At 57.4% G+C, this 20,180-nt stretch carries 16 protein-coding genes; 15 read left to right on the forward strand and 1 reads right to left on the reverse strand.

Going from position 1 to position 20,180, the window contains the following annotated elements; translation table 11 throughout:
• The first annotated feature begins 125 nt into the window (after window positions 1-125).
• From MARHY_RS08205 to MARHY_RS08250, 10 genes are all read left to right on the forward strand, one after another.
• A complete protein-coding gene (locus tag MARHY_RS08205; protein ID WP_014421360.1) occupies window positions 126-1,148 on the forward strand; it encodes a DUF58 domain-containing protein in 1,023 nt (340 codons plus the stop codon).
• Window positions 1,145-3,235: a transglutaminase TgpA family protein gene (locus MARHY_RS08210; RefSeq protein ID WP_014421361.1), complete on the forward strand. Its 2,091-nt coding sequence runs from the start codon at window positions 1,145-1,147 to the stop codon at window positions 3,233-3,235. Before MARHY_RS08205 ends, MARHY_RS08210 begins: the two co-directional genes overlap by 4 nt.
• The gene (gene holB, locus MARHY_RS08215) at window positions 3,228-4,259 is read left to right on the forward strand and encodes a DNA polymerase III subunit delta' (RefSeq protein ID WP_014421362.1); all 1,032 of its coding nucleotides are present in this window, start codon (window positions 3,228-3,230) and stop codon (window positions 4,257-4,259) included. The genes MARHY_RS08210 and holB overlap by 8 nt, the downstream gene beginning before the upstream one ends.
• Before the next feature lie 65 nt (window positions 4,260-4,324).
• Complete coding sequence (locus MARHY_RS08220; protein WP_008171779.1) at window positions 4,325-4,675, forward strand: PilZ domain-containing protein; 351 nt, start codon at window positions 4,325-4,327, stop codon at window positions 4,673-4,675.
• A gap of 12 nt (window positions 4,676-4,687) precedes the next feature.
• Window positions 4,688-5,608, forward strand: a complete 921-nt coding sequence (locus MARHY_RS08225) for an alpha/beta fold hydrolase (RefSeq protein WP_014421363.1) — start codon at window positions 4,688-4,690, stop codon at window positions 5,606-5,608.
• Window positions 5,601-6,509 (forward strand): DUF4892 domain-containing protein, encoded by a 909-nt coding sequence (locus tag MARHY_RS08230; RefSeq protein WP_014421364.1) that lies wholly within the window; start codon window positions 5,601-5,603, stop codon window positions 6,507-6,509. The genes MARHY_RS08225 and MARHY_RS08230 overlap by 8 nt, the downstream gene beginning before the upstream one ends.
• 4 nt (window positions 6,510-6,513) lie before the next feature.
• Window positions 6,514-7,722, forward strand: a complete 1,209-nt coding sequence (locus tag MARHY_RS08235) for a patatin-like phospholipase family protein (RefSeq protein ID WP_014421365.1) — start codon at window positions 6,514-6,516, stop codon at window positions 7,720-7,722.
• 75 nt (window positions 7,723-7,797) lie between these two features.
• The gene (gene prmB, locus MARHY_RS08240) at window positions 7,798-8,703 is read left to right on the forward strand and encodes a 50S ribosomal protein L3 N(5)-glutamine methyltransferase (RefSeq protein ID WP_014421366.1); all 906 of its coding nucleotides are present in this window, start codon (window positions 7,798-7,800) and stop codon (window positions 8,701-8,703) included.
• Window positions 8,704-8,740: 37 nt separating this feature from the next.
• On the forward strand, window positions 8,741-9,835 hold the full coding sequence (aroC, locus tag MARHY_RS08245; RefSeq protein ID WP_014421367.1) for a chorismate synthase: 1,095 nt from the start codon (window positions 8,741-8,743) through the stop codon (window positions 9,833-9,835).
• 18 nt (window positions 9,836-9,853) lie between these two features.
• Window positions 9,854-11,005 carry an MFS transporter gene (locus MARHY_RS08250; RefSeq protein ID WP_041654689.1) on the forward strand — a complete coding sequence of 384 codons (1,152 nt, stop codon included), beginning with the start codon at window positions 9,854-9,856 and terminating at the stop codon, window positions 11,003-11,005.
• Here MARHY_RS08250 and MARHY_RS08255 read toward each other — a convergent pair.
• Complete coding sequence (locus tag MARHY_RS08255; RefSeq protein ID WP_014421369.1) at window positions 10,999-11,886, reverse strand: LysR family transcriptional regulator; 888 nt, start codon at window positions 11,884-11,886, stop codon at window positions 10,999-11,001. The two genes, MARHY_RS08250 and MARHY_RS08255, sit on opposite strands and share 7 nt — an antisense overlap.
• A 365-nt stretch (window positions 11,887-12,251) precedes the next feature.
• On the opposite strand from MARHY_RS08255, the gene leuC reads away from it, so the two are divergent.
• From leuC to MARHY_RS08280, 5 genes are all read left to right on the forward strand, one after another.
• Window positions 12,252-13,670 carry a 3-isopropylmalate dehydratase large subunit gene (gene leuC, locus MARHY_RS08260; protein ID WP_014421371.1) on the forward strand — a complete coding sequence of 473 codons (1,419 nt, stop codon included), beginning with the start codon at window positions 12,252-12,254 and terminating at the stop codon, window positions 13,668-13,670.
• 17 nt (window positions 13,671-13,687) lie between these two features.
• Window positions 13,688-14,335 carry a 3-isopropylmalate dehydratase small subunit gene (gene leuD / locus MARHY_RS08265; protein ID WP_014421372.1) on the forward strand — a complete coding sequence of 216 codons (648 nt, stop codon included), beginning with the start codon at window positions 13,688-13,690 and terminating at the stop codon, window positions 14,333-14,335.
• 18 nt (window positions 14,336-14,353) lie between these two features.
• Complete coding sequence (gene leuB, locus MARHY_RS08270; RefSeq protein WP_014421373.1) at window positions 14,354-15,427, forward strand: 3-isopropylmalate dehydrogenase; 1,074 nt, start codon at window positions 14,354-14,356, stop codon at window positions 15,425-15,427.
• A 126-nt stretch (window positions 15,428-15,553) separates the two neighbouring features.
• Window positions 15,554-16,669 carry an aspartate-semialdehyde dehydrogenase gene (gene asd, locus MARHY_RS08275; protein ID WP_041654691.1) on the forward strand — a complete coding sequence of 372 codons (1,116 nt, stop codon included), beginning with the start codon at window positions 15,554-15,556 and terminating at the stop codon, window positions 16,667-16,669.
• A gap of 313 nt (window positions 16,670-16,982) precedes the next feature.
• Window positions 16,983-20,156, forward strand: a complete 3,174-nt coding sequence (locus tag MARHY_RS08280; RefSeq protein WP_014421376.1) for a FimV/HubP family polar landmark protein — start codon at window positions 16,983-16,985, stop codon at window positions 20,154-20,156.
• Window positions 20,157-20,180: the final 24 nt, after the last annotated feature.

A 20,180-nucleotide genomic window follows, 5' to 3' on the forward strand; every position in this document is an offset into this window, starting at 1 on the left:
GTGTGTGATCAGAATCCGGTGCTCGAGGGTAAATAGTTAAGGAACCATTATTTTTATGGTTTTATGTCCGGATTACTGGCAACCACATTCCATGAACTTTTGGGCCTGAACCCAGTCGCAGGAGCATGATGCGAAACTCTTTAAACGCCCGTTGGCGACGATGGATCAATCGCCGAATCCCGAGAGCAGACAGCCAGACCCTCAGCCAGAAGAACATCTTCATTCTGCCCACCGCGGCCGGCGTGGTGTACGGCTTGTTGCTGTTGGTTATGCTGATTACCGGAATCAATTACCAGAACAGCCTTATCTATCTGCTTACGTTTATTCTCGGAGCCTTGTTTGTGGGAGCCATGCACCAGACCCACAGAAATCTGTCCGGTCTTTCTGTTGCCCTGGTCCGTCCCGGTGAAGGTCGGGCGGGTGATGACATTCCGTTTGTGCTGCGGGTAACTGCAGGCAAGGACCCAGGCCTTGGCCTGAGCCTGTCGGTTGAGGATTCATCGGTTGAGAGCGTGCATGTATCGCCGGGTGAATCCCGGGACGTGGTGCTGCCAGTGCCGTCTGCCCATCGCGGCTATCTTCGTCCGGATCGGATCCGTATCGAAACCCGTTTTCCGTTCGGGCTGTTAAAGGCCTGGTCATGGTTGCGTCCTTCGTCTGCCGGAGTGGCCTTTCCCAGGCCCCTACCGGCACCCGATGCTGCCGGGACCGTGCAGGATGGTAGCGAAGCCGCGTCGTCTGCGCCTGTGGCCGGCCAGGACAAGGCCGACCTTCGTCCCTGGCGTGAAGGCGATATGAGTCAGCGGGTCATGTGGAAACGCTTTGCCCGCACAGGCCAGATGATTGTGGCCGACTGGCAGGGCGAGCAAGGCAGTCCGCACTGGCTGGATTTCCAGGCGTTTCCTGGCGTTGATGCCGAGTTGCGGCTGAGTTATCTGGCCTGGATGGTGGCGGACCGGGTACAGAAGAATGCAAGGTTTGGTCTCAGTTTGCCCGGCGATACCATAGAGCCGGATAGTGGTTCACTGCATGGAGAGCGTTGTCTGCGTGCGCTAGCGGTGTGGGGCGAGCAACCGCCGAGGGATCCAGATGGTCAGCCTTTTGGTACCCGTCAGGCCGAGAATGCGAAAGCGGGAGTATCTGGATGATATTGACCATAGCCAGAGTTTTCTCCGCAAAACCGGCAGAACAGGCGCCCATCGAAGCCATCCCCGGTAACGCGCTTTTGTGGTTGATTGCCAGTTTTGCACTGCTCCTGGTTCCCCAATGGGATCGCCTGCCCTGGTGGCTCATCGCGGCCTGCGCTGTGCTGGCAAGCTGGCGCTGGTTGGCACAAAAGGGCCGGGTGAAACTGCCAGGGCGGCTGCTGCGCACAGGAATCATGGTGACTTTGATTGGTGTTTATGCGGCCACCGTGCAGGGGCGATTCACCGTGGATACCGCCGCGTCGTTCTTTGTGTTGGCCGTTGGGTTGAAATGGCTCGAAACCCGGTCCGCCAGGGATTTCTATGTGCTGTTTTTTATTCAGGTTTATCTTGCGGCCGTGAACTTCCTGTTCAAACAGGACATTGCCTGGGCATTGCTGACGTTCGCCGCCATTGGGTGCCTGATGGTGGGCCTTCAGATTCTCAATGCACCTGATCTACCCGGCAGCCTGAGGGCTGGCTGGAAGCGCCTGGGTTTGCTGCTACTGAAAACCCTGCCAGTGGTTGTCCTGCTGTTTGTCTTTTTCCCACGTATGGCGCCACTCTGGAGTGTTCCGTTGGTGTCCGGCCAGGCCCGCAGCGGGATTTCGGATACCATGCGACCAGGCGATATTTCCAATCTGGCCCAGAGTAGTGAAAGGGCGTTCCGGGTGACCTTCGGGGGCGAGTCGCCACCATATCGGGAGCGTTACTGGCGGGGTTTGATTCTCGACTATCTGGATGATGAAACCTGGCGCCAGAGCGACCCCGACGGTTTCCGGCGGCCAGCCAGGGTAGACAACGACGGTGGTGTCGGGCCGTTGCGAAGTAATGAATACGATATCCTGCTGGAGCCAACAGACCAGCGGTGGGCGTTTGCTCTTGATAACTCGGTAGCAGTCTCGGGCAACGTGGTAAGTACGCCGGAGGATTTGTTCCGCTTTCAGCGCCCCGCCGACAGCCCGGTGCGTTATCGCCTGGCCCGGGTTTCCGCTGTGCCAGCGCCGGCTGAAGCCCTTTCCCCGGCAGAAACTCGGCGCTATCTCCAGCTTCCTCCATCCGGGAACCCCCGGGCCCGGGAGCTGGCACGAGAACTGTCTCAAGATCTGTCCCATTGGGAAGTCGTCAACACCTTGCTCCGCCGTTTTCGGGAGCAAGCCTATTTCTATACGTTGCGCCCGCCCACCATGCCAGACGACGGTGTTGATGCGCTGTTGTTTGATGAAAAACGGGGCTTTTGTGCTCACTATGCCGGTGCGGCGACCTTTGTCTTCCGGGCAGCCGGGATTCCTGCCCGAATTGTGGTCGGCTATCAGGGCGGCGACGCCGGGGCGGGCGGAGATTACCTCATTGTCCGTCAGTACGATGCCCACGCCTGGGTGGAGGTGTGGCTGGAAGGCCAGGGCTGGGTGAGGGTGGACCCGACAGCTGCCATTGCGCCAAGCAGGATTGAATCCGGATTGCGTGATGCGGTGGCCGATGAGGGCTCGTTCCTGGAAAATGATTTGACCTCGCCGCAGCGCTACGGTGATGTCGCGATCCTGCAATGGGCGTCGCTCCAGCTCGATCGAATCAATTATCACTGGCAGCGATGGGTGGTAGGTTACCAGGGGCAGAGTCAGATGGATCTGATGTCCCGGTTGCCGGGCAATTTCGGGCTCAAGGAACTTGGCTACCTGACGGCCGGAGTGGTTGGCTTCACCCTGCTGATCGCAGGGGTTGTCTCGGCTCTTTCGATTCGCCGCGGCGCCCGCAAGGATGCATTTGGTCGGGTGGTGTTGGCCTGGCATCGGCTGTGCGAACAGGTTGGCGTGCCGGTCCGTACCGGTGAAACCCCTGCGACGCTGGCAGAACGCCTGGCGGATGCGCGCCCGGAGGTTGAATCTTCGGCCCGTCTCTTTGCCCGGGCGGTAAACAGCCATTACTATACGGCCTCAACACAGGAAGCTTCCGCGCACGAAGCGCGCAGGCTTACCCGGCTATTGAAAACGATGAAACGACAACTCCGTCGTAAACCTGAACCCGCTTCACGGACGTTCCGACATGACTGATATCGCGAAGGACATGCCCTGGCTCGGCCGCGCCTGGAGCACGGTGCAGCAACGCCTTGCCCAGGATCGGTTGCCTCACGCGCTGCTGGTCGTTGGTGAGCAGGGCGTCGGGAAAAGGGCGTGGGCAGAAGCCGTCGCTGGGCTGCTGTTGTGCGACCAGCAGGTCGGGCTAGACAACGGAGCACCGATAGCGTGTGGTCAGTGTCGTCAGTGTCAGTTGATCGCGGCGAACAGCCATCCCGATGTCCGGGTGTATTCACCGGAAAAGTCCCGGATGGTGAAGGTGGACCAGATCCGCGCGCTGTCGACGTTTGCCGTGGCCTCGCCACAGGTTGCACACCGCAAGGTGGCCATAGTCGACCGGGCGGATCAGCTCAACATCAACGCCGCCAACGCATTGCTGAAAACCCTGGAAGAGCCTTTGCCGGATGTGACCCTGTTGCTGCTCCAGGAATCCGGGCGGCCGGTACTTCCCACCATACGATCCCGCTGCCAGGCCCTGACAATACCGTTACCTGATGCCGAGGATGCCGGGCGATGGCTGTCTGCCCGGGTATCCGAGTTGGAGGAATCCATCCGTCCGTCGCCGGACACTCTGGCCAAAAGCCTGATGCTGGCGGGTAATGCTCCCAGGCTGGCGCTGGTGTATGCCACTGGCGAGTTTCTTGCACAGAGGGATGAGGCCTTCGAGGCATTTCGACAGTTCATGAAAGGCCAGATGACGGTAGGGGACGCCGCCCGCCGCTTCAAAACTCTGGGACTGGACGATACATTATGGCTGTTTGAAAGCTGGGCCGCGGACCTGGCCCGGTGCAGTGCCGGGGGCGAAGTTCAGGACCCGGAGGCAGCAGACATGTTGGGCTATCTGGCCAGATCCAACCCGCCGTGGCGCGCTCATCAATTGCTGGAGCGGGTTCGGGAAAGCCGGAGTGCGGGCATATATAACGCAAGCCCGGAGCTTGAGGCCACTCAGCTTCTACTGGCCTGGCGGGAGTTGATGCCCCGGAAGCGGCAGACAACGTGAGCGTTGTTCAGGATCAACTGCTATCATTGCGAAATATCAGTAAATTTGCGTAAAAGGTATTTGATATGGGGCCCGGATTCGGAGCACGCAGCGGTATTCTAACCCTGACGATCAAGGACAAGGCGGTTCTCTATGCGGCGTACATGCCCTATATCCGCCAGGGAGGCCTGTTTATTCCTACCCAGAAGCAATATCAGCTGGGTGATGAGGTGTTTCTGCTGCTCAACCTGATGGATGAGCCGGAGAAAATTCCGGTGGCTGGCAAGGTGATCTGGATTACCCCCAAGGGTGCTCAGGGAAACCGGGCCGCAGGCATTGGCGTGCAGTTCAATGGCGATGACGAAACTGCCCGCACCAAGATTGAATCCTACCTGGCCGGCTCGCTGAGTTCCGATCGTCCCACCCACACCATGTAAGGCCGCTACCGAATGACGGAGACCTCGTTACCCGGTAGCGTTCCAGAACCACAGGCCGGTTGCCATGAAATGCACTGGCCCCTGGATAACATAACTCTTTCGGGTCTGACCTGGCCGAACTCCAGCGAGGAAAGCTCTCGACCACCGGCTATCCTTCTGCACGGCTGGCTCGACAACGCCATGTCCTTTGCCCGACTGGCGCCGTTGTTGGCCGAGAACACCACGGTACATGCGGTGGATATGGCAGGGCACGGACACTCGGGCCACCGGCCGCCGGGTTACAGCTATTGGCTAATGGACTACGTCGGCGATCTTTCCGAACTCGTGGAACGGCATTTTCCTGAAAGCAAACGTTACCCTCTGGATCTTGTGGGGCATTCTCTCGGCGGGATTGTCTGCGCACTTTACGCCGCCGCATTCCCGGAACGGGTGCGCAGACTGGTGATGATTGACAGTTTGGGCGCGCTCAGTCGGCCAGCAAGTGAGACGATCCCTCAGTTGCGGCGGGCATTACAGAAACGCAGGGCTGGTTCGGCTGCTCCGGCGGTCTATCCGGATATTCAGAGCGCGGCCCGAATCCGTGAGGGCGGGCTGAGCCCCCTGAGCCCCGAGGCGGCAAGAACGCTGGTGCCCAGGAACATGCGTACGGAAACTGGCGGGTTTATATGGCGCACGGATGCCCGTTTACGCCACCCTACACCGTTGATGATGACCGAAGAACAGGTGAGGGCGTCTTTGTCTTCCATCCAGACGCCCACTTTATTCGTAAGGGCAGAAGAAGGGTTGCTGGTTTCCCGCGGCGGGCTCGATAGTCGTGCCGATCTGGTCCCCAACCTTGAAACAGTCGATGTGCCCGGTGGGCATCATTGTCATCTTGACGGGGAGGTGACTCCCGTTGCCGAAGCGATTAACAGGTTTCTCTTACATGATTGATCGTGGTAATTCCTCGATGGTCGGTGCGCTGGCCGGCCTTATGTTGTTATGTTTGTCCATTCCTGCACTGGCGGCGTGGCCTGAAGACGCGCCAGCCCCTTTTCCGCAATCAACGCTTGAATCCACGGTCGAGATACAGTCTGCTGGCCACCTGGTGCTTTTTAGTCCGGTTCGGGAAATTCGTGATGAAATCCGGTCCGAGTCCATGGCTCGCTTGCCGGTGCAGGGTCAGGGTCAGCTGTTTCAAATCTCTCGTGACGCCACACGTCAGGCTGCGAGGGCTCATTACTACCAGCAGTTATCTGAAGGTGGCGCGAAAATCCTGTTTGAGTGTGCAGGCATCGCCTGTGGCCGGAGTAATGTCTGGGCCAACCAGATCTTCCAGCAGTCTCGTCTTCTGGGACGGGATGCCACTCAGGATTACCTGGTTGCCGCCACAACGGCAGACGACGGGCAGCAGTGGTTGACCCTTGTTTACACGGTGACAAGAGGCAACCTGCGGGAGTATGTCTGGGTTGAGCATCTGAATGTTGGTTTCGGTACGGCCATTCCCGGGTATACCATTGGTACGGGCCCGATAAAGGGGCCTTTGGTGGTGCCGTGGTCGGGTGGAGTGACATTTCGATTTGAGTGGTCGGCAGATGACCGGCGAACCCTGAATGACTGGGCTGCGGATGGTGCCGAAGTGGTGCTTGCCTCGTTCACCGATCTGGAGCAGGATGAGTCGCTCGAAGGTGCCTTGACGCGGTCCCGCGCTGCGGCCGAAAGCCTGGCGGCCCTGCTGGGCAAATCGGGCATTTCTCAGAGTCAGATACGCATTGTCCCGGTTGGGCCGGTCGTCCAGATGAATGACCCGATTCGGCAGGGTAACCGGGTTGAGGTGCTGGTTATCAAGAGGTAAGGAAATGGCAGAAAAGGATAGCCCGGAAAAGGAAGCGTCCGGCAGAACCGCAGCCGCGCAGGACGGCGTCACGTCGGTAGTGACCAGTTCTGGTATTTCTGCGGCATCAGCGCCGGCCAGTACCGAGCGCATGGAGTCATTGCCTGGCAAGGGCAAAACCGTTGCACTCACCCTTGGTAGCGGCGGCGCCCGTGGCTATGCCCACATCGGTGCGATTGAAGTCCTTCAGGAACGTGGTTACGAGATCGTTGCCATCTCCGGCTGCTCCATGGGCGCCCTGATCGGTGGCATGTACGGCGCCGGCAAGATGAAAGACTACAAGGACTGGGTGACCGGGCTCGGCCAGTTCGATGTCTTGCGGTTGCTGGATGTGACCTTCACTTCTGTCGGCGCTATTCGTGGAGAGAAAGTCTTTTCGGTGGTACGGGATATTCTGGGCGATACGCGTATTGAGGATCTGCCCATTGCTTACACCGCCGTAGCAACAGATCTTCTGGCCCATAAGGAAATCTGGTTTCAGGAAGGCCCGCTGGACCAGGCTATCCGCGCCTCCATTGCCATACCCAGCGTGGTGACGCCTCTGGTGCTCAACGGCCGGGTACTGGTGGATGGCGCACTGCTCAATCCATTGCCTATTATTCCCACCATCTCAGCCCATGCAGATCTGGTGATGGCCGTTAACCTGAGCGGTGAGGATGATCAACAAAGGCGCATTCCAGACGCCGCGTTTGCTCCGGAAGAAACCAGTAGCGATATGGATGAATGGGTCGATGCCATTCGCGAAAAGGCGTCCCGCTGGTTTGATTGGGATACGCTGAAAACCTTGGGTTCACGAAAATCCGAGAGCGGCGAGTCGCCGGAACAGAAAATAAGCCGGGAAATGGCAAAAAAGACGGCACCCGATAAAAAGCGTGAAGACGAATCGGGGCGGTCCAGACATCGTGACGAGCACGAGACCATCGACTGGGACAAACTGGGCATTGGCAAGTTCGATGTAATGAACCTGACCATCGAGACCATGCAAAGCGCGTTAGTGCAGTACAAGATTGCCGGCTACCCACCGGATCTGTTGGTTAATATTCCCAAGAATGCCTGCAGAAGCTACGACTATCACAAGGCCCCGGAGCTGATACAGCTGGGCCGGGAGCGGATGTTGGCCGCCCTGGACCGGTTTGAACAAAGCCGCAGCAGCTCCGGCCCGCTGGCTCTCTGAGCCACAAGAGCTGCAGCCCGCGCCGCAATGCGCGTATAATGCCGCGCACCATTAGCCAGACCAGGAAGCTAAGTTTTGACCAGTCCCGTTGACGATCTGCACTCCATCCGTGACCTGCTTCGGTTCACGGTTTCCCGTTTTGCGGCTTCGCCAATCTACTTTGGCCATGGCACTGATAACGTCTGGGATGAGGCCGTTCAGCTTGTATTGCGCAGCCTGCATCTACCGCTGGAAAACAACAATCTGTTTCTGGATGCGCGACTGACCCGTTCAGAGCGGGAACTGATTCTCGAGCGCGTAGAGCGTCGGGTCAACGAGCGTATTCCGATTGCTTACCTGCTTGGCGAAGCCTGGTTTATGGGGATGCCGTTCAACGTTGATGAGCGTGTTCTGGTTCCCCGTTCGCCGATTGGCGAACTGCTGGAGAACGGTCTTCAGCCCTGGTTAGGCGCTACGCAGGTTCAACGAATTCTGGATTTGTGTACTGGCAGCGGCTGTATCGGTATTGGCGCAGCGACGGTTTTTGACGAGGCGGAAGTGGATCTGTCTGATATTTCGGCGGATGCCCTCGCCGTAGCTGAGTCCAATATTGAACTTCATGGACTGGAGGGTCGCGTACGCGCGATTCAGTCGGATGTTTTCGACAACATCGAAGGTCGCTACGACGTGATCGTCAGTAACCCGCCTTATGTGGACGCGGAAGACCTTGCAGACATGCCGGCCGAGTATCACCATGAGCCCGAACTGGGCCTGGCTGCCGGAGACGATGGGCTGGACATTGCCCACCGTATAGTTGCCCAGGCTACCGATTACCTCACCGACGACGGACTCCTGATTGTGGAGGTTGGCAACTCCTGGGGTGCCATGGATGATGCCTACCCGGATTTGCCGTTAACCTGGCTGGAATTCGAGAACGGCGGCGATGGCGTATTCCTGGTCACTGCCCGGGATCTGCGTGAATGGCAGGCCCGAAAAAGCTAAGATCGTAAATTACAAAACCTGTATAAAGTGCTGAATTATGTCGGGAAATACATTCGGAAAGCTGTTCACCGTCACCACCTTTGGTGAAAGTCACGGCGCGGCCCTGGGCTGCATTATCGACGGTTGTCCTCCAGGCCTGGAGCTGTCAGAAGAGGATATGCAGCGGGACCTGGATCGCCGCAAACCCGGTACTTCCCGGCATACGACCCAGCGTCGTGAGGCGGATGAGGTTCGGATTCTGTCTGGTGTCTTTGAAGGCAAAACCACCGGTACACCGATCGGTCTGATTATCGAGAACACGGATCAGCGCTCCAAGGACTATTCCAAGATTGCTGCTCAGTTCCGCCCGGCCCACGCAGACTACACCTACCACCACAAGTACGGTGCCCGGGATTATCGTGGTGGTGGTCGCTCTTCTGCCAGAGAAACCGCCATGCGGGTTGCCGCCGGCGCCGTCGCCCGGAAGTTTCTTGAGCAGCGTCTCGGGATCAAAGTGCGGGGTTATCTTTCCCAGTTAGGGCCGATCAAGGCAGACAAGCTGGATTGGGAGCAGGTTCACCAGAATCCGTTCTTTTGTCCGGATGCAGACAAGGTCTCCGAGATGGAAGCCTACATGGATGCTTTGCGTAAAGAAGGGGATTCGATTGGCGCCCGCATCAATGTGGTTGCGGAGGGGGTCCCTCCAGGTCTTGGTGAGCCGATTTTTGATCGTCTGGATGCCGATCTTGCTCACGCCCTGATGAGCATCAACGCGGTCAAGGGTGTGGAGATCGGTGCCGGTTTTGATTGCATCGAGCAGAAAGGGACAGAGCACCGGGATGAGATGACGCCAGAAGGCTTCCTTTCCAACAATGCCGGTGGTGTTTTGGGCGGCATTGCCTCCGGTCAGCCGATTGTTGCCAGCATTGCACTAAAGCCAACATCAAGCTTGCGCCTGCCCGGCAAGGGCATTGATGTAGACGGCAATCCGGTGGAGGTGATCACCACTGGTCGGCACGACCCGTGTGTAGGTATCCGCGCGACGCCCATCGCCGAGGCCATGATGGCGATCGTCCTGATGGACCATTACCTGCGTCATCGCGGCCAGAACGGCGATGTAGAAGTCACCACGCCGGTCCTCGGCCAGCTCTGATTCAGGGGAGGCGCTACCATCTACTGGCGGCTGTCGAACCTCTATTTCTGGTTTTTCGCCCTCCTTGGAGGGCTTTTGCCCTATTGGTCCCTCTATCTTGAGGGGCAGGGCTACTCCTATCTCCAGATCGCCACATTGATGGCGACCATCCAGCTAACCAAGATCGTTGCACCCAGCGTTTGGGGTTACATCGGTGACCGGACCGGCCAGCGGGTCCGCCTGGTGCGATTTGGTGCTATTTTCGGCTCGATGTTTTTCGCCGGCGTATTTCTGGAACCCGGATTCTACGGTCTGTTGCTGGTCATGCTGGTGTTCACCTTTTTCTGGAACGCCATTTTGCCGCTGTATGAAGTCATTACCTTGCGGGTACTCGGCAAGCACCGGGACAAGTACGGCAAGGTTCGTCTTTGGGGCTCTGTAGGATTTATCGGAGCAGTGGCTCTGATCGGCGGGCTACTGGAACTGGTGGAGATTCAGTACTTGCCGTGGCTGTTATTGCCGGTATTCGCAGGGATTGCCGTCTCGGCATTTCTGGTACCTTCCGAGCGTGGTGAGCGCAAGCAGCAATCCGCACCTGTCGGTAGCCTGAAAGCAATTGTCACTCATCCGGCTGTGATTGCTTTTTTCGCGATGAATTTTCTGCTTCAGGTATCACATGGTGCCTACTACACCTTCTTCAGTATCCACCTGGAACAGCATGGATACGGCAAGCTGGCTATCGGGTTGCTGTGGTCACTCGGAGTCATCGCAGAGATAGGCTTGTTTCTGATTATGCACAGGCTATCCCGGCGTTTTAGTGTACGGCAGGTGGTGCTGGGGGCGCTGGTGCTGACGATGATCCGCTGGGGCCTGATTGCCGAGCTTACGTCGGTATTGCCGGTACTGATCTTTGCCCAACTGCTGCATGCGGCTTCTTACGGCGCGTTGCATGCAGTATCCGTCCAATACATTCAGGGCTTTTTCGGTAAACACCATCATGGCCAGGGTCAGGCTCTATACAGTGGCCTGACCTTCGGCGCCGGCGGGGCGCTCGGTGCATGGTTATCCGGTTTCCTGGTGGATGGTTTCAGTACCTCCGCGGCGTTCTGGGGTGGTGCCGCCGCAATGGCCCTTGCGATTATCGTGACCTGGCGGGGCTTGCAGCCGCCGGAACCCCAGCTAGCTCATTGACCGGACTCTGGTCGCGTTTCTTCCTGTTCCACTATCTGCAGCATTGCCTGTGCGGCACTGCCCAGTTGTCGTCGGGACAGTGCCACGGCACCCAGAACCCGGGTAACAGGGTGGGGCACTTCAAGCACTTTCAGGCTGTTATCGAGCATGCTGACCGGCAAAATGCTCCACCCAAGGCCAACGCTTACCATCATTTTGATGGTTTCCAGATAGTTGGTTGGCATGAGGGGTTTCAGGGTGAGGTTGGCTTCCAGGAACAGACGGCTGACCACCCGGTAGGTGGCGGTACTGGTATCCGGTAGCAGCGCCGGGTGTGGAGCGAGGTCAGAAAGTGAAGGGCTCGCCAGTGTTGCGAGAGGGTGTTCTTTCCCAACCACGAAGGCCATTGGGTCTGGCCACTGGGCAAGGATGGAGAATTCCGGATTCATGCTGTCGCTGAGGGTCACAAAGGCCAGTTCTGCGTTGCGTTTGTTCATCTGGTCGTAGGCGGCATCGGATTCCATGAATTGCAGATGCAGATCCACTTGAGGGTATTCCCGACGGTAGCGGCGCAGCCAGTTGGGCAGGTGGTGCAGGCCGATGTGGTGGCTGGCGATGGCGTGGAGTTCGCCTCCGATGCTGGCGGCGCTGGTGGTCAGGGCCATGCGGGCGTTGTGGATTTCGTCGAGGATTTTGCGGGCATGGGGGAGGAGCCTTGTGCCGGCTTCGGTCAGGCGGATTTCGCGGTTGCTGCGGTCGATCAGTCGGGTGTCCAGTTGGGTTTCCAGGGCGGCCAGGCGTTTGCTGATGGCTGGCTGTGTCAGGTGCAGGGTTTCAGCGGCTTCTGAGAAGGAACCCTGGTCGACGATTGTCAGGAATGCTTTCAGGGAGTTTGCGTCCATTGGGCAGAACCTTTGACGTTGGTGTGAGCGCGGCTTTGGGTGGCCTCTCCCGAAAACCGCTACAAGCACATCCATGTGCGCTTCTCTCCGGCCATCCATGGCCTCCGACATTTTCGGGAGAGGCCACCCAAACCCGCTATCGGTAATCACAGTATGCCGTCTGGTGACAAATGCCAGCAGGCGCGCAGAGCGTATGGGGCCTTACCCGCCCGTTCGTGACCTGCGCCGAAGTATGGCTCTACTATTATTGATTCCTATTTGGAATGCAAAGCATAAAAAACATGAATTGAGGTTATTCGTGACGCAGGGGTATGATGTCACCATTCGAAGCAGAAACAGAAACCCCCAGAGAGTGAGAGAGAATCATGGCGGGCAAGACTTTATACGACAAATTGTGGGACGACCATTTGGTCAAGCAGCGGGACGATGGTTCCGCGTTGATTTACATTGATCGTCAATTGTTGCACGAAGTGACATCACCTCAGGCCTTTGAAGGCCTTCGTCTGGCCGGCCGTAAGCCTTGGCGGATTGATGCCAATATCGCCACACCGGATCATAACGTTCCCACCACGGATCGTGATAAAGGTATCGACGGCATTGTGGATCCGGTCTCCCGAACCCAGGTGGAGACGCTGGACAAGAACTGTGACGAGTTCGGGATTCTCGAATTCAAGATCAAGGATCAGCGCCAGGGCATCGTGCATGTGATTGGGCCGGAGCAGGGCGCGACTTTGCCGGGCATGAGCATTGTCTGCGGTGATTCTCATACTTCTACTCACGGCGCTTTTGGCTGTCTGGCTCATGGTATCGGCACGTCTGAAGTGGAGCATGTTCTGGCGACCCAGTGCCTGGTCCAGAAGAAGATGAAGAACATGCTGGTAAAGGTGAACGGCAAGCTGGGCGCGGGTGTTACCGGCAAGGATGTGGTTCTGGCGATCATCGGCAAGATTGGTACCGCCGGTGGTACCGGTTACGCCATTGAATTTGGTGGCGAGGCGATCCGTGGTTTGAGCATGGAAGGCCGGATGACCATTTGTAATATGTCCATCGAAGCCGGTGCCCGGGTGGGTATGGTGGCAGTGGATGACACCACCATCGAGTATGTCAAAGGTCGTCCGTTTTCGCCCAGGGGTGAGACCTGGGACAAGGCGGTTGAATATTGGCGCACGCTCCACAGCGACGATGATGCGGTGTTCGACAAAGTGGTTGAGCTTGATGGTTCCGCCATTCAGCCTCAGGTGAGCTGGGGCACGTCGCCGGAGATGGTGGTTGGTGTAGAGGGCGCGGTGCCGGATCCTGCGAAGGAAGAGGATCCCATCAAGCGCGAGGGGATCGTCCGCGCGTTGAAGTACATGGGCCTTCAGCCGAATCAGAAGATTACCGATATCAAGCTGGATCGCGTGTTTATCGGTTCCTGCACCAACAGCCGAATTGAGGATCTGCGGGAAGCGGCGGCGGTGGTAAAAGGTCGCAAGGTCGCGGCCAGCCTCAAGCAGGCGATGGTGGTTCCGGGTTCCGGTCTGGTCAAAACCCAGGCGGAGCAGGAAGGTCTCGACAAAATCTTTATCGAGGCGGGTCTGGAATGGCGTGATCCGGGTTGTTCCATGTGTCTGGCCATGAACGCCGACAAGCTGGGGCAGGGTGAGCATTGTGCGTCTACCTCAAACCGGAACTTCGAAGGTCGTCAGGGCTTTGGTGGGCGGACTCACCTTGTGAGCCCGGCCATGGCCGCCGCGGCAGCGGTGACTGGCCACTTCGTTGATGTCCGTGAATTGATGAACTGAGCCACAGGAGAGAGACCATGCGAGCATTTACGCAACACCAGGGCATTGTTGCCCCCATGGACCGTTCCAATGTGGACACGGACATGATCATTCCCAAGCAGTTTTTGAAGTCCATCAAGCGCACGGGCTTTGGCCCGAACCTGTTCGATGAGCTGCGTTATCTGGATGAAGGCAAGCCGGATCAGGATTGCTCCAACCGCCCCCTGAATCCGGACTTTGTGCTGAACCAGGATCGCTACAAAAACGCCAGCGTGTTGCTGGCGCGGACCAATTTTGGCTGTGGTTCGAGTCGTGAGCACGCGCCATGGGCGCTGGATGATTTCGGCTTCCGGGTGATTATTGCTCCGAGTTTCGCTGATATTTTCTACAACAACTGCTTTAAGAATGGACTTTTACCCATTGTTTTAGATGAGAAAGTGGTTGATAAGCTGTTCCGGGAAACCGAAGAGAATGAAGGCTATCAGCTGACGATCGATCTCGAAGCGAAAACGGTGACGACGCCCGGTGGCGAGTCGTTCAGTTTTGAGGTGGACGATTTCCGTCGTCATTGCCTGCTGAACGGTCTGGACGACATTGGCGTGACCCTGGAAGATGCGGATACCATTCGCGCTTATGAAGAATCCCGGCGCAAGACCGCTCCCTGGTTGTTTAATACTGGAAACTGATTAACAAGGAATTGGATTATGTCCCGTAATGTATTGCTCCTGCCGGGCGACGGCATCGGTCCGGAGATTGTGGCAGAAGCGGAGAAGGTTCTGCATAAGGTGAATGACCAGTTCGGTCTGGGTCTTGGTTTTGAGTCTGCTCTCGTTGGTGGTGCGGCGATTGATGAGACAGACACACCGCTGCCTGAAAAAACCCTGGAGAAGGCCCGTAAGGCTGACGCGATTCTGCTGGGGGCCGTAGGCGGCCCTAAGTGGGACAGCCTCCCGATGGCGAAGCGCCCGGAAAAGGGACTGTTGGGGCTGCGTTCCAACCTTGAGCTGTTTGCCAACCTGCGTCCGGCCATTCTGTATCCGCAGCTGGCGTCTGCTTCGTCCCTGAAGCCGGAGGTGGTTTCCGGGCTGGACATTCTGATCGTCCGCGAACTCACCGGTGGTATTTATTTTGGACAGCCTCGTGGTGTGCGTGAGCTGGAAAGCGGTGAGCGCCAGGGCTACAACACCTACCAGTACACCGAGTCCGAGATTCGGCGTATTGGCCGGGTTGCCTTCGAGGCGGCCCAGCAACGAGGCAAGAAGCTGTGCTCGGTTGACAAGGCCAACGTGCTGGAAGTGACCGTGCTGTGGCGGGAAATCATGGAAGACCTGAAGCGGGAATATCCGGATGTGGAGCTTTCCCATATGTACGTGGATAACGCAGCCATGCAGTTGGTCCGTGCGCCCAAGCAGTTCGACGTGATTGTGACTGGCAACATGTTTGGTGATATTCTTTCTGACGAAGCGGCAATGCTCACCGGTTCTATCGGCATGCTTCCCTCTGCGTCACTGAATTCCGAAAAGCAGGGTATGTATGAGCCGTGTCACGGCTCGGCGCCGGATATTGCCGGGCAGGGCATTGCCAACCCGCTGGCTACCATCCTCAGTGCTGCAATGATGTTGCGTTACAGCCTGAATGAGGAAAAAGCCGCCCAGGCCATCGAGGCGGCGGTCAGCAAGGTGCTGGACCAGGGGCTGCGTACCGCCGACATTATGTCGGAAGGCGGTCAGAAGGTATCCACTCGCGACATGGGTGAGGCGGTTCTGAACGCGCTTTAAAGCACCACTGGTTTGCTCAATCGAGACCCGACAACGGCAGGATGCAGCCGTTGCGGGATCATCCATCCTGTCCCTGCCAGCGATAACGGTAGCGGGCGGGCATAAAACGAGGTTCAAAGGTCGCACATGAAGCGAGTTGGACTTGTAGGTTGGCGCGGCATGGTGGGCTCGGTCCTCATGCAGCGCATGCGTGAAGAAAATGATTTTGCCGACATCGATCCGGTGTTTTTCACCACTTCCCAGGCAGGGAAGCCGGCCCCGGACGTAGGCAAAGACGGCGTTCCTCCATTGCAGGACGCGTTCGATATCGACATCCTCAAGGGGATGGATGTGATCGTTACCTGTCAGGGCGGCGATTACACCACCGAGGTTTACCAGAAGCTGCGTGATGCAGGCTGGGACGGTTACTGGATTGATGCGGCATCCACTCTGCGTATGGTCGATCACTCTGTGATCGTGCTGGATCCGGTTAACCGTAACGTGATCGATGCGGCCCTGGATAAGGGCGTAAAGGATTATATCGGCGGTAACTGCACCGTGAGCCTGATGATGCTGGCCCTGGGCGGCCTGCTGGAGCAGGATCTGATCGAGTGGGTGTCTCCGATGACGTACCAGGCAGCGTCCGGCTCTGGTGCCCAGAATATGCGGGAGCTGTTGAACCAGATGGGCGCGTTGAATGAGAGCGTCAAATCTGAGCTGGCTGACCCGTCTTCCGCCATCCTCGACATCGATCGCAAGGTGACTGATACCATGCGTTCCGGCGATTTCCCCACTGAGCATTTCGGTGTGCCGCTGGCGGGCAGTCTGATTCCGTTTATCGACAAGCAGCTCGATAACGGCATGAGCAAGGAAGAGTGGAAAGCGGGCGTCGAGACCAACAAGATTCTTGGTCGGAGTGACAACCCGATCCCTATCGATGGTATCTGCGTGCGCATTGGCGCCATGCGTTCCCATAGTCAGGCGCTGACCATCAAGCTGAAGAAAGACCTGTCAGTTTCCGAAATTGAAGGCATTCTGGCCAAGGCCAACGACTGGGTGAAAGTTATTCCCAACGATCGCGATGCCACCATGCAGGAACTCACTCCGGCCAAGGTCACTGGCACACTGAGTATTCCGATTGGTCGAGTTCGCAAGTTGTCCATGGGGCCGGAATACATTTCCGCTTTCACGGTGGGTGACCAGTTGCTGTGGGGTGCTGCAGAACCGCTGCGTCGGATGCTGCGAATCCTTCAGGAACGTTAAAAAGTGTTACACAGCGGTAATTAATGCCAACTGTGTCCGGTTTTTTGCAAGCCGGTCAGGGGCGGAGGCTGATTTCAGCGTCCGCCCCTGTTATTTTCAAGGGCGCTAAGGAGTTCCGCCCGATAGATAAAAAAACGGTGCAAGGATTGCAGCTGATTGATTGATAAAACGGGTTTTATCAACAATACTTGCCAAACCGAACGGTATAATTGCGATATAAAAACGAGAAATAACAAGGCGAAAGTCATCCAACCTCGTCCGATTCTGTTGAGATACGGCAGTAAAGAATAACGGAGACTGGAAAGGAATAAGCATGAAGGTACGCAAGCTTGCGGTTGCCCTGGCGCTGGCGGGAGGGCTCGGCTCTGGAATGGCTCAGGCGCTTGGACTTGGAGAAATTGAGCTCCAGTCCTGGCTGAATGAGCCACTGGATGCAGAAATATCACTGAATCAGAGTCGCGGTGTTGATCCCGGTGAAGTGTTCGTCAATGTGGCACCGGAGGCCGCCTATGAGCGCGTCGGCCTGGACCGCCACCAGTTTCTGAGTCAATTAAGGTTTGAAGTGGTTACCGGGACGGATGGCAACCTGGCCATCAATGTTTCCTCCCGGGCGCCAGTACGCGAGCCGTATCTGAATTTCCTCCTCGAGCTGACCTGGCCCAATGGTCGCCTGATGCGGGAATATGCCGTGCTGGTCGATCCTCCGGTCTACGCCGAGGAATCTGGTATTGAGGAGCAAGTCAGTGCTCCGGCCACGACAGCCACCCGACAGCAGCCGGCGCGCAGCCAGGAATCTGTCCGCCGCCAGGCGGCAGCAGAAGGCTCCGTGTCGCGTGGCTATCAGGCAGATACGTTTGGTCCGACAGGGCCATCCGACACACTCTGGACCATTGCCCAGCAGGTACGTCCGGATGGTTCGGTTTCCATGCAGCAGGTTATGCTCGCGATTCAGGATCAGAATCCTAATGCGTTCATTGGCGGGAATATTAACCGCCTGAAGCGTGGTGAGGTGTTGCGGATTCCCTCTCTGGATCAGATTCGGAGCCGTAGCCGCGCTGAAGCCAACCGGGTAGTTGCACAGCAGAACCAGGAATTCCAGTCTCCGAGAACCGTTGATGCAACGGATACCGCCCGGGCCGCAGCAGTCCAGGGTGCTACCCAGGCGGCAGCGGGTGATGAGTTGCGCCTGCTGGTTGCCGATGAATCGGAATCCCGGTCTACCGAAGACGGTGGTTCTGCCGGTGGTGACGGTGATCTGCCTGGCGGTGTTGATGCCGGTTCCGCAGTTGCGATGGAAGAGCTGGAAGCCGCAAAACGCGAAAATGACGAGCTCAATACCCGTGTCCAGGATCTGCAGGATCAGGTTGAGACCCTGCAGCGGTTGCTGGAGCTGAAGAACAGCCAACTGGCGGACATGCAGGGTATGGTGTCGGAGGAAGAGTCTCCGGCCCCGACCGACACTGGCGTGACCGAGTCTGACGCTGAACCGGCGACCACACCTGTAGAAGGTGATCTGGGTGCCGGCACCGGCGAAGAACCGGTATCAGACGGCCAGTCTGATGAAGCCGCTGATGGTGAATCGGCCGACACAGCGATGGCGGAAGAAGATAGCGCCATGGCCCCGGACGAAGCTGATATTGCAGGTGAAGAGCCGTTTGGTGGTGATGTCGACGCGGGCGCTGCGGATGAGGTGGTGGCAGAGCAGCCTGCGGTTACCGAGCAGGAATCATCATCTGAACCTGAGCCAGCGGCCGTCCCCCAGGCCCAGCAGCCAAAACCGCAGCAGCCAGTAACGGCGCCTGAAAAGGCATTTCCGGGTAACATTATTGACGGTATTCTGAACAATCCGATGTATCAGATTGCCCTCGGTGGTGGCCTTATCCTTCTGCTTCTGTTGTTGCTGCTCGTGGCACGACGCAATGCCAATCGAGAGAAAGAGTTCTACGACCAGTTGAACAGTGATGAGGGCGAAGGCGGTGATTCGTTCGACCTCAGTCTCGAAGATGAGGGTGAGGCAGAAGCGGAAGCCGGTGATGCCATTGCCGAAGCAGAAACCTATGTTGCCTACGGTCGTCACGATCAGGCAGCCCAGGTGCTCGAAAGCGCCATTTCACGTGAGCCCAGCCGCACTGATCTGCGCCTGAAGCTGTTGTCGGTGTATGCGGACAATCAGGATCGTGACGCGTTTGAAAAGCAGTACCGTGAAGTTGAAGCGCTGGATGATGAGGCCGCTATCCAGGAAGCTGAATCCCTCCGGGAGCGCCTTGCTGAAGCTGAAGCGATGCCCAGCATCGACGACCTTGAATCTCAACTGCGTTCGGATTCGTTCGGCAGTCAGCCAGAGCAAGAGCCGGCCACCGAGCAGGCTTCGGATGACTGGGATATCTCCGACGAGCTGAAAGCGGACGAATTTGAAGCCACTTCAGGGCCCGCTGACGAAAATGAGTTCGGTGAGCTGGAATCTGATGTCAGCAAAGAATCCGATGGCCGGGATGACATGATTGAGTACGATCTGTCCGGCATTGGTGAAGAACCGGAGTCTGAAGACGAGTCCGCCACCGAAACCGATTACGCTTCCCTGGATCTGGATTCCGGTCTGGATGAGGCAACCGGGACTTCCGAATCCAAAGAAGAGGACTTCAGTCTGGATTTCGAGTCGGCCTTTGAAGACGACGCGCTCGCCGGTTCAGATGAGCCCTCCTTCGAAGCCGATGAAGCGGCGCCGGTTGAGGCGGATCTGTCTGGTACCGGTTCGGATCAGGAAGACGATCTTGAGCTGGGCTTCGATCTTGATGACGACCTTGAGTCGACGGAAGAAGAGTCAGTTAAGCAGGAAGACACCGAGGTATCGGATCTGGACCTGGAGTCTGATTCGCTTGACGAGTCCTTCCTGGACGAGCTTGATGCGGAGCTGGATAAGGTTGCCGGCGAGGACGATGAGCCTTCTGAACTGGAGCTTGGAGAATCCGATCTGGATGACCTGGAACTGGATGTATCTGATGAAGATCTCGCGCTGATGGAAGAGTTCTCTGATAACGGAGAACCTGCAGGTCCTCAGGAAGACGAACCATCCCTGGAAGATGAGCTTGGGCTGGAAGATGCACTCAGCGAATCCGAGGCTGATGAGCCGGGCGTTGACCAGCAGAATCCGGAAGAGCTGGCGGAGCAGACAGAAGAGGTTGCTGAGGCCGAACCGGCTCCTGAAGAGCTGGAGGACGAAGTCGTGCCGGTGGCGTCAGACTCTCTGGATGAAAGCTCCACTCGTAGTGATAGCGGGTTGGACATTGATGAGAGCGCTCTGGACGACGAGGATGACTTTGACTTCCTCGCCGGTACTGACGAAGCTGCCACCAAACTTGATCTGGCACGAGCCTACATCGAAATGGGTGACAGTGACGGTGCCAGGGATATTCTGGAGGAAGTTGCTCTTGAGGGTAACGAAGAACAGAAGGCAGAAGCACAAGAGCTTCTTAAAAATCTCTCCTGATTCGTTATAATCAACTAACCGCGG

Source organism: Marinobacter nauticus ATCC 49840, assembly GCF_000284615.1.
Lineage (GTDB): Bacteria > Pseudomonadota > Gammaproteobacteria > Pseudomonadales > Oleiphilaceae > Marinobacter > Marinobacter nauticus.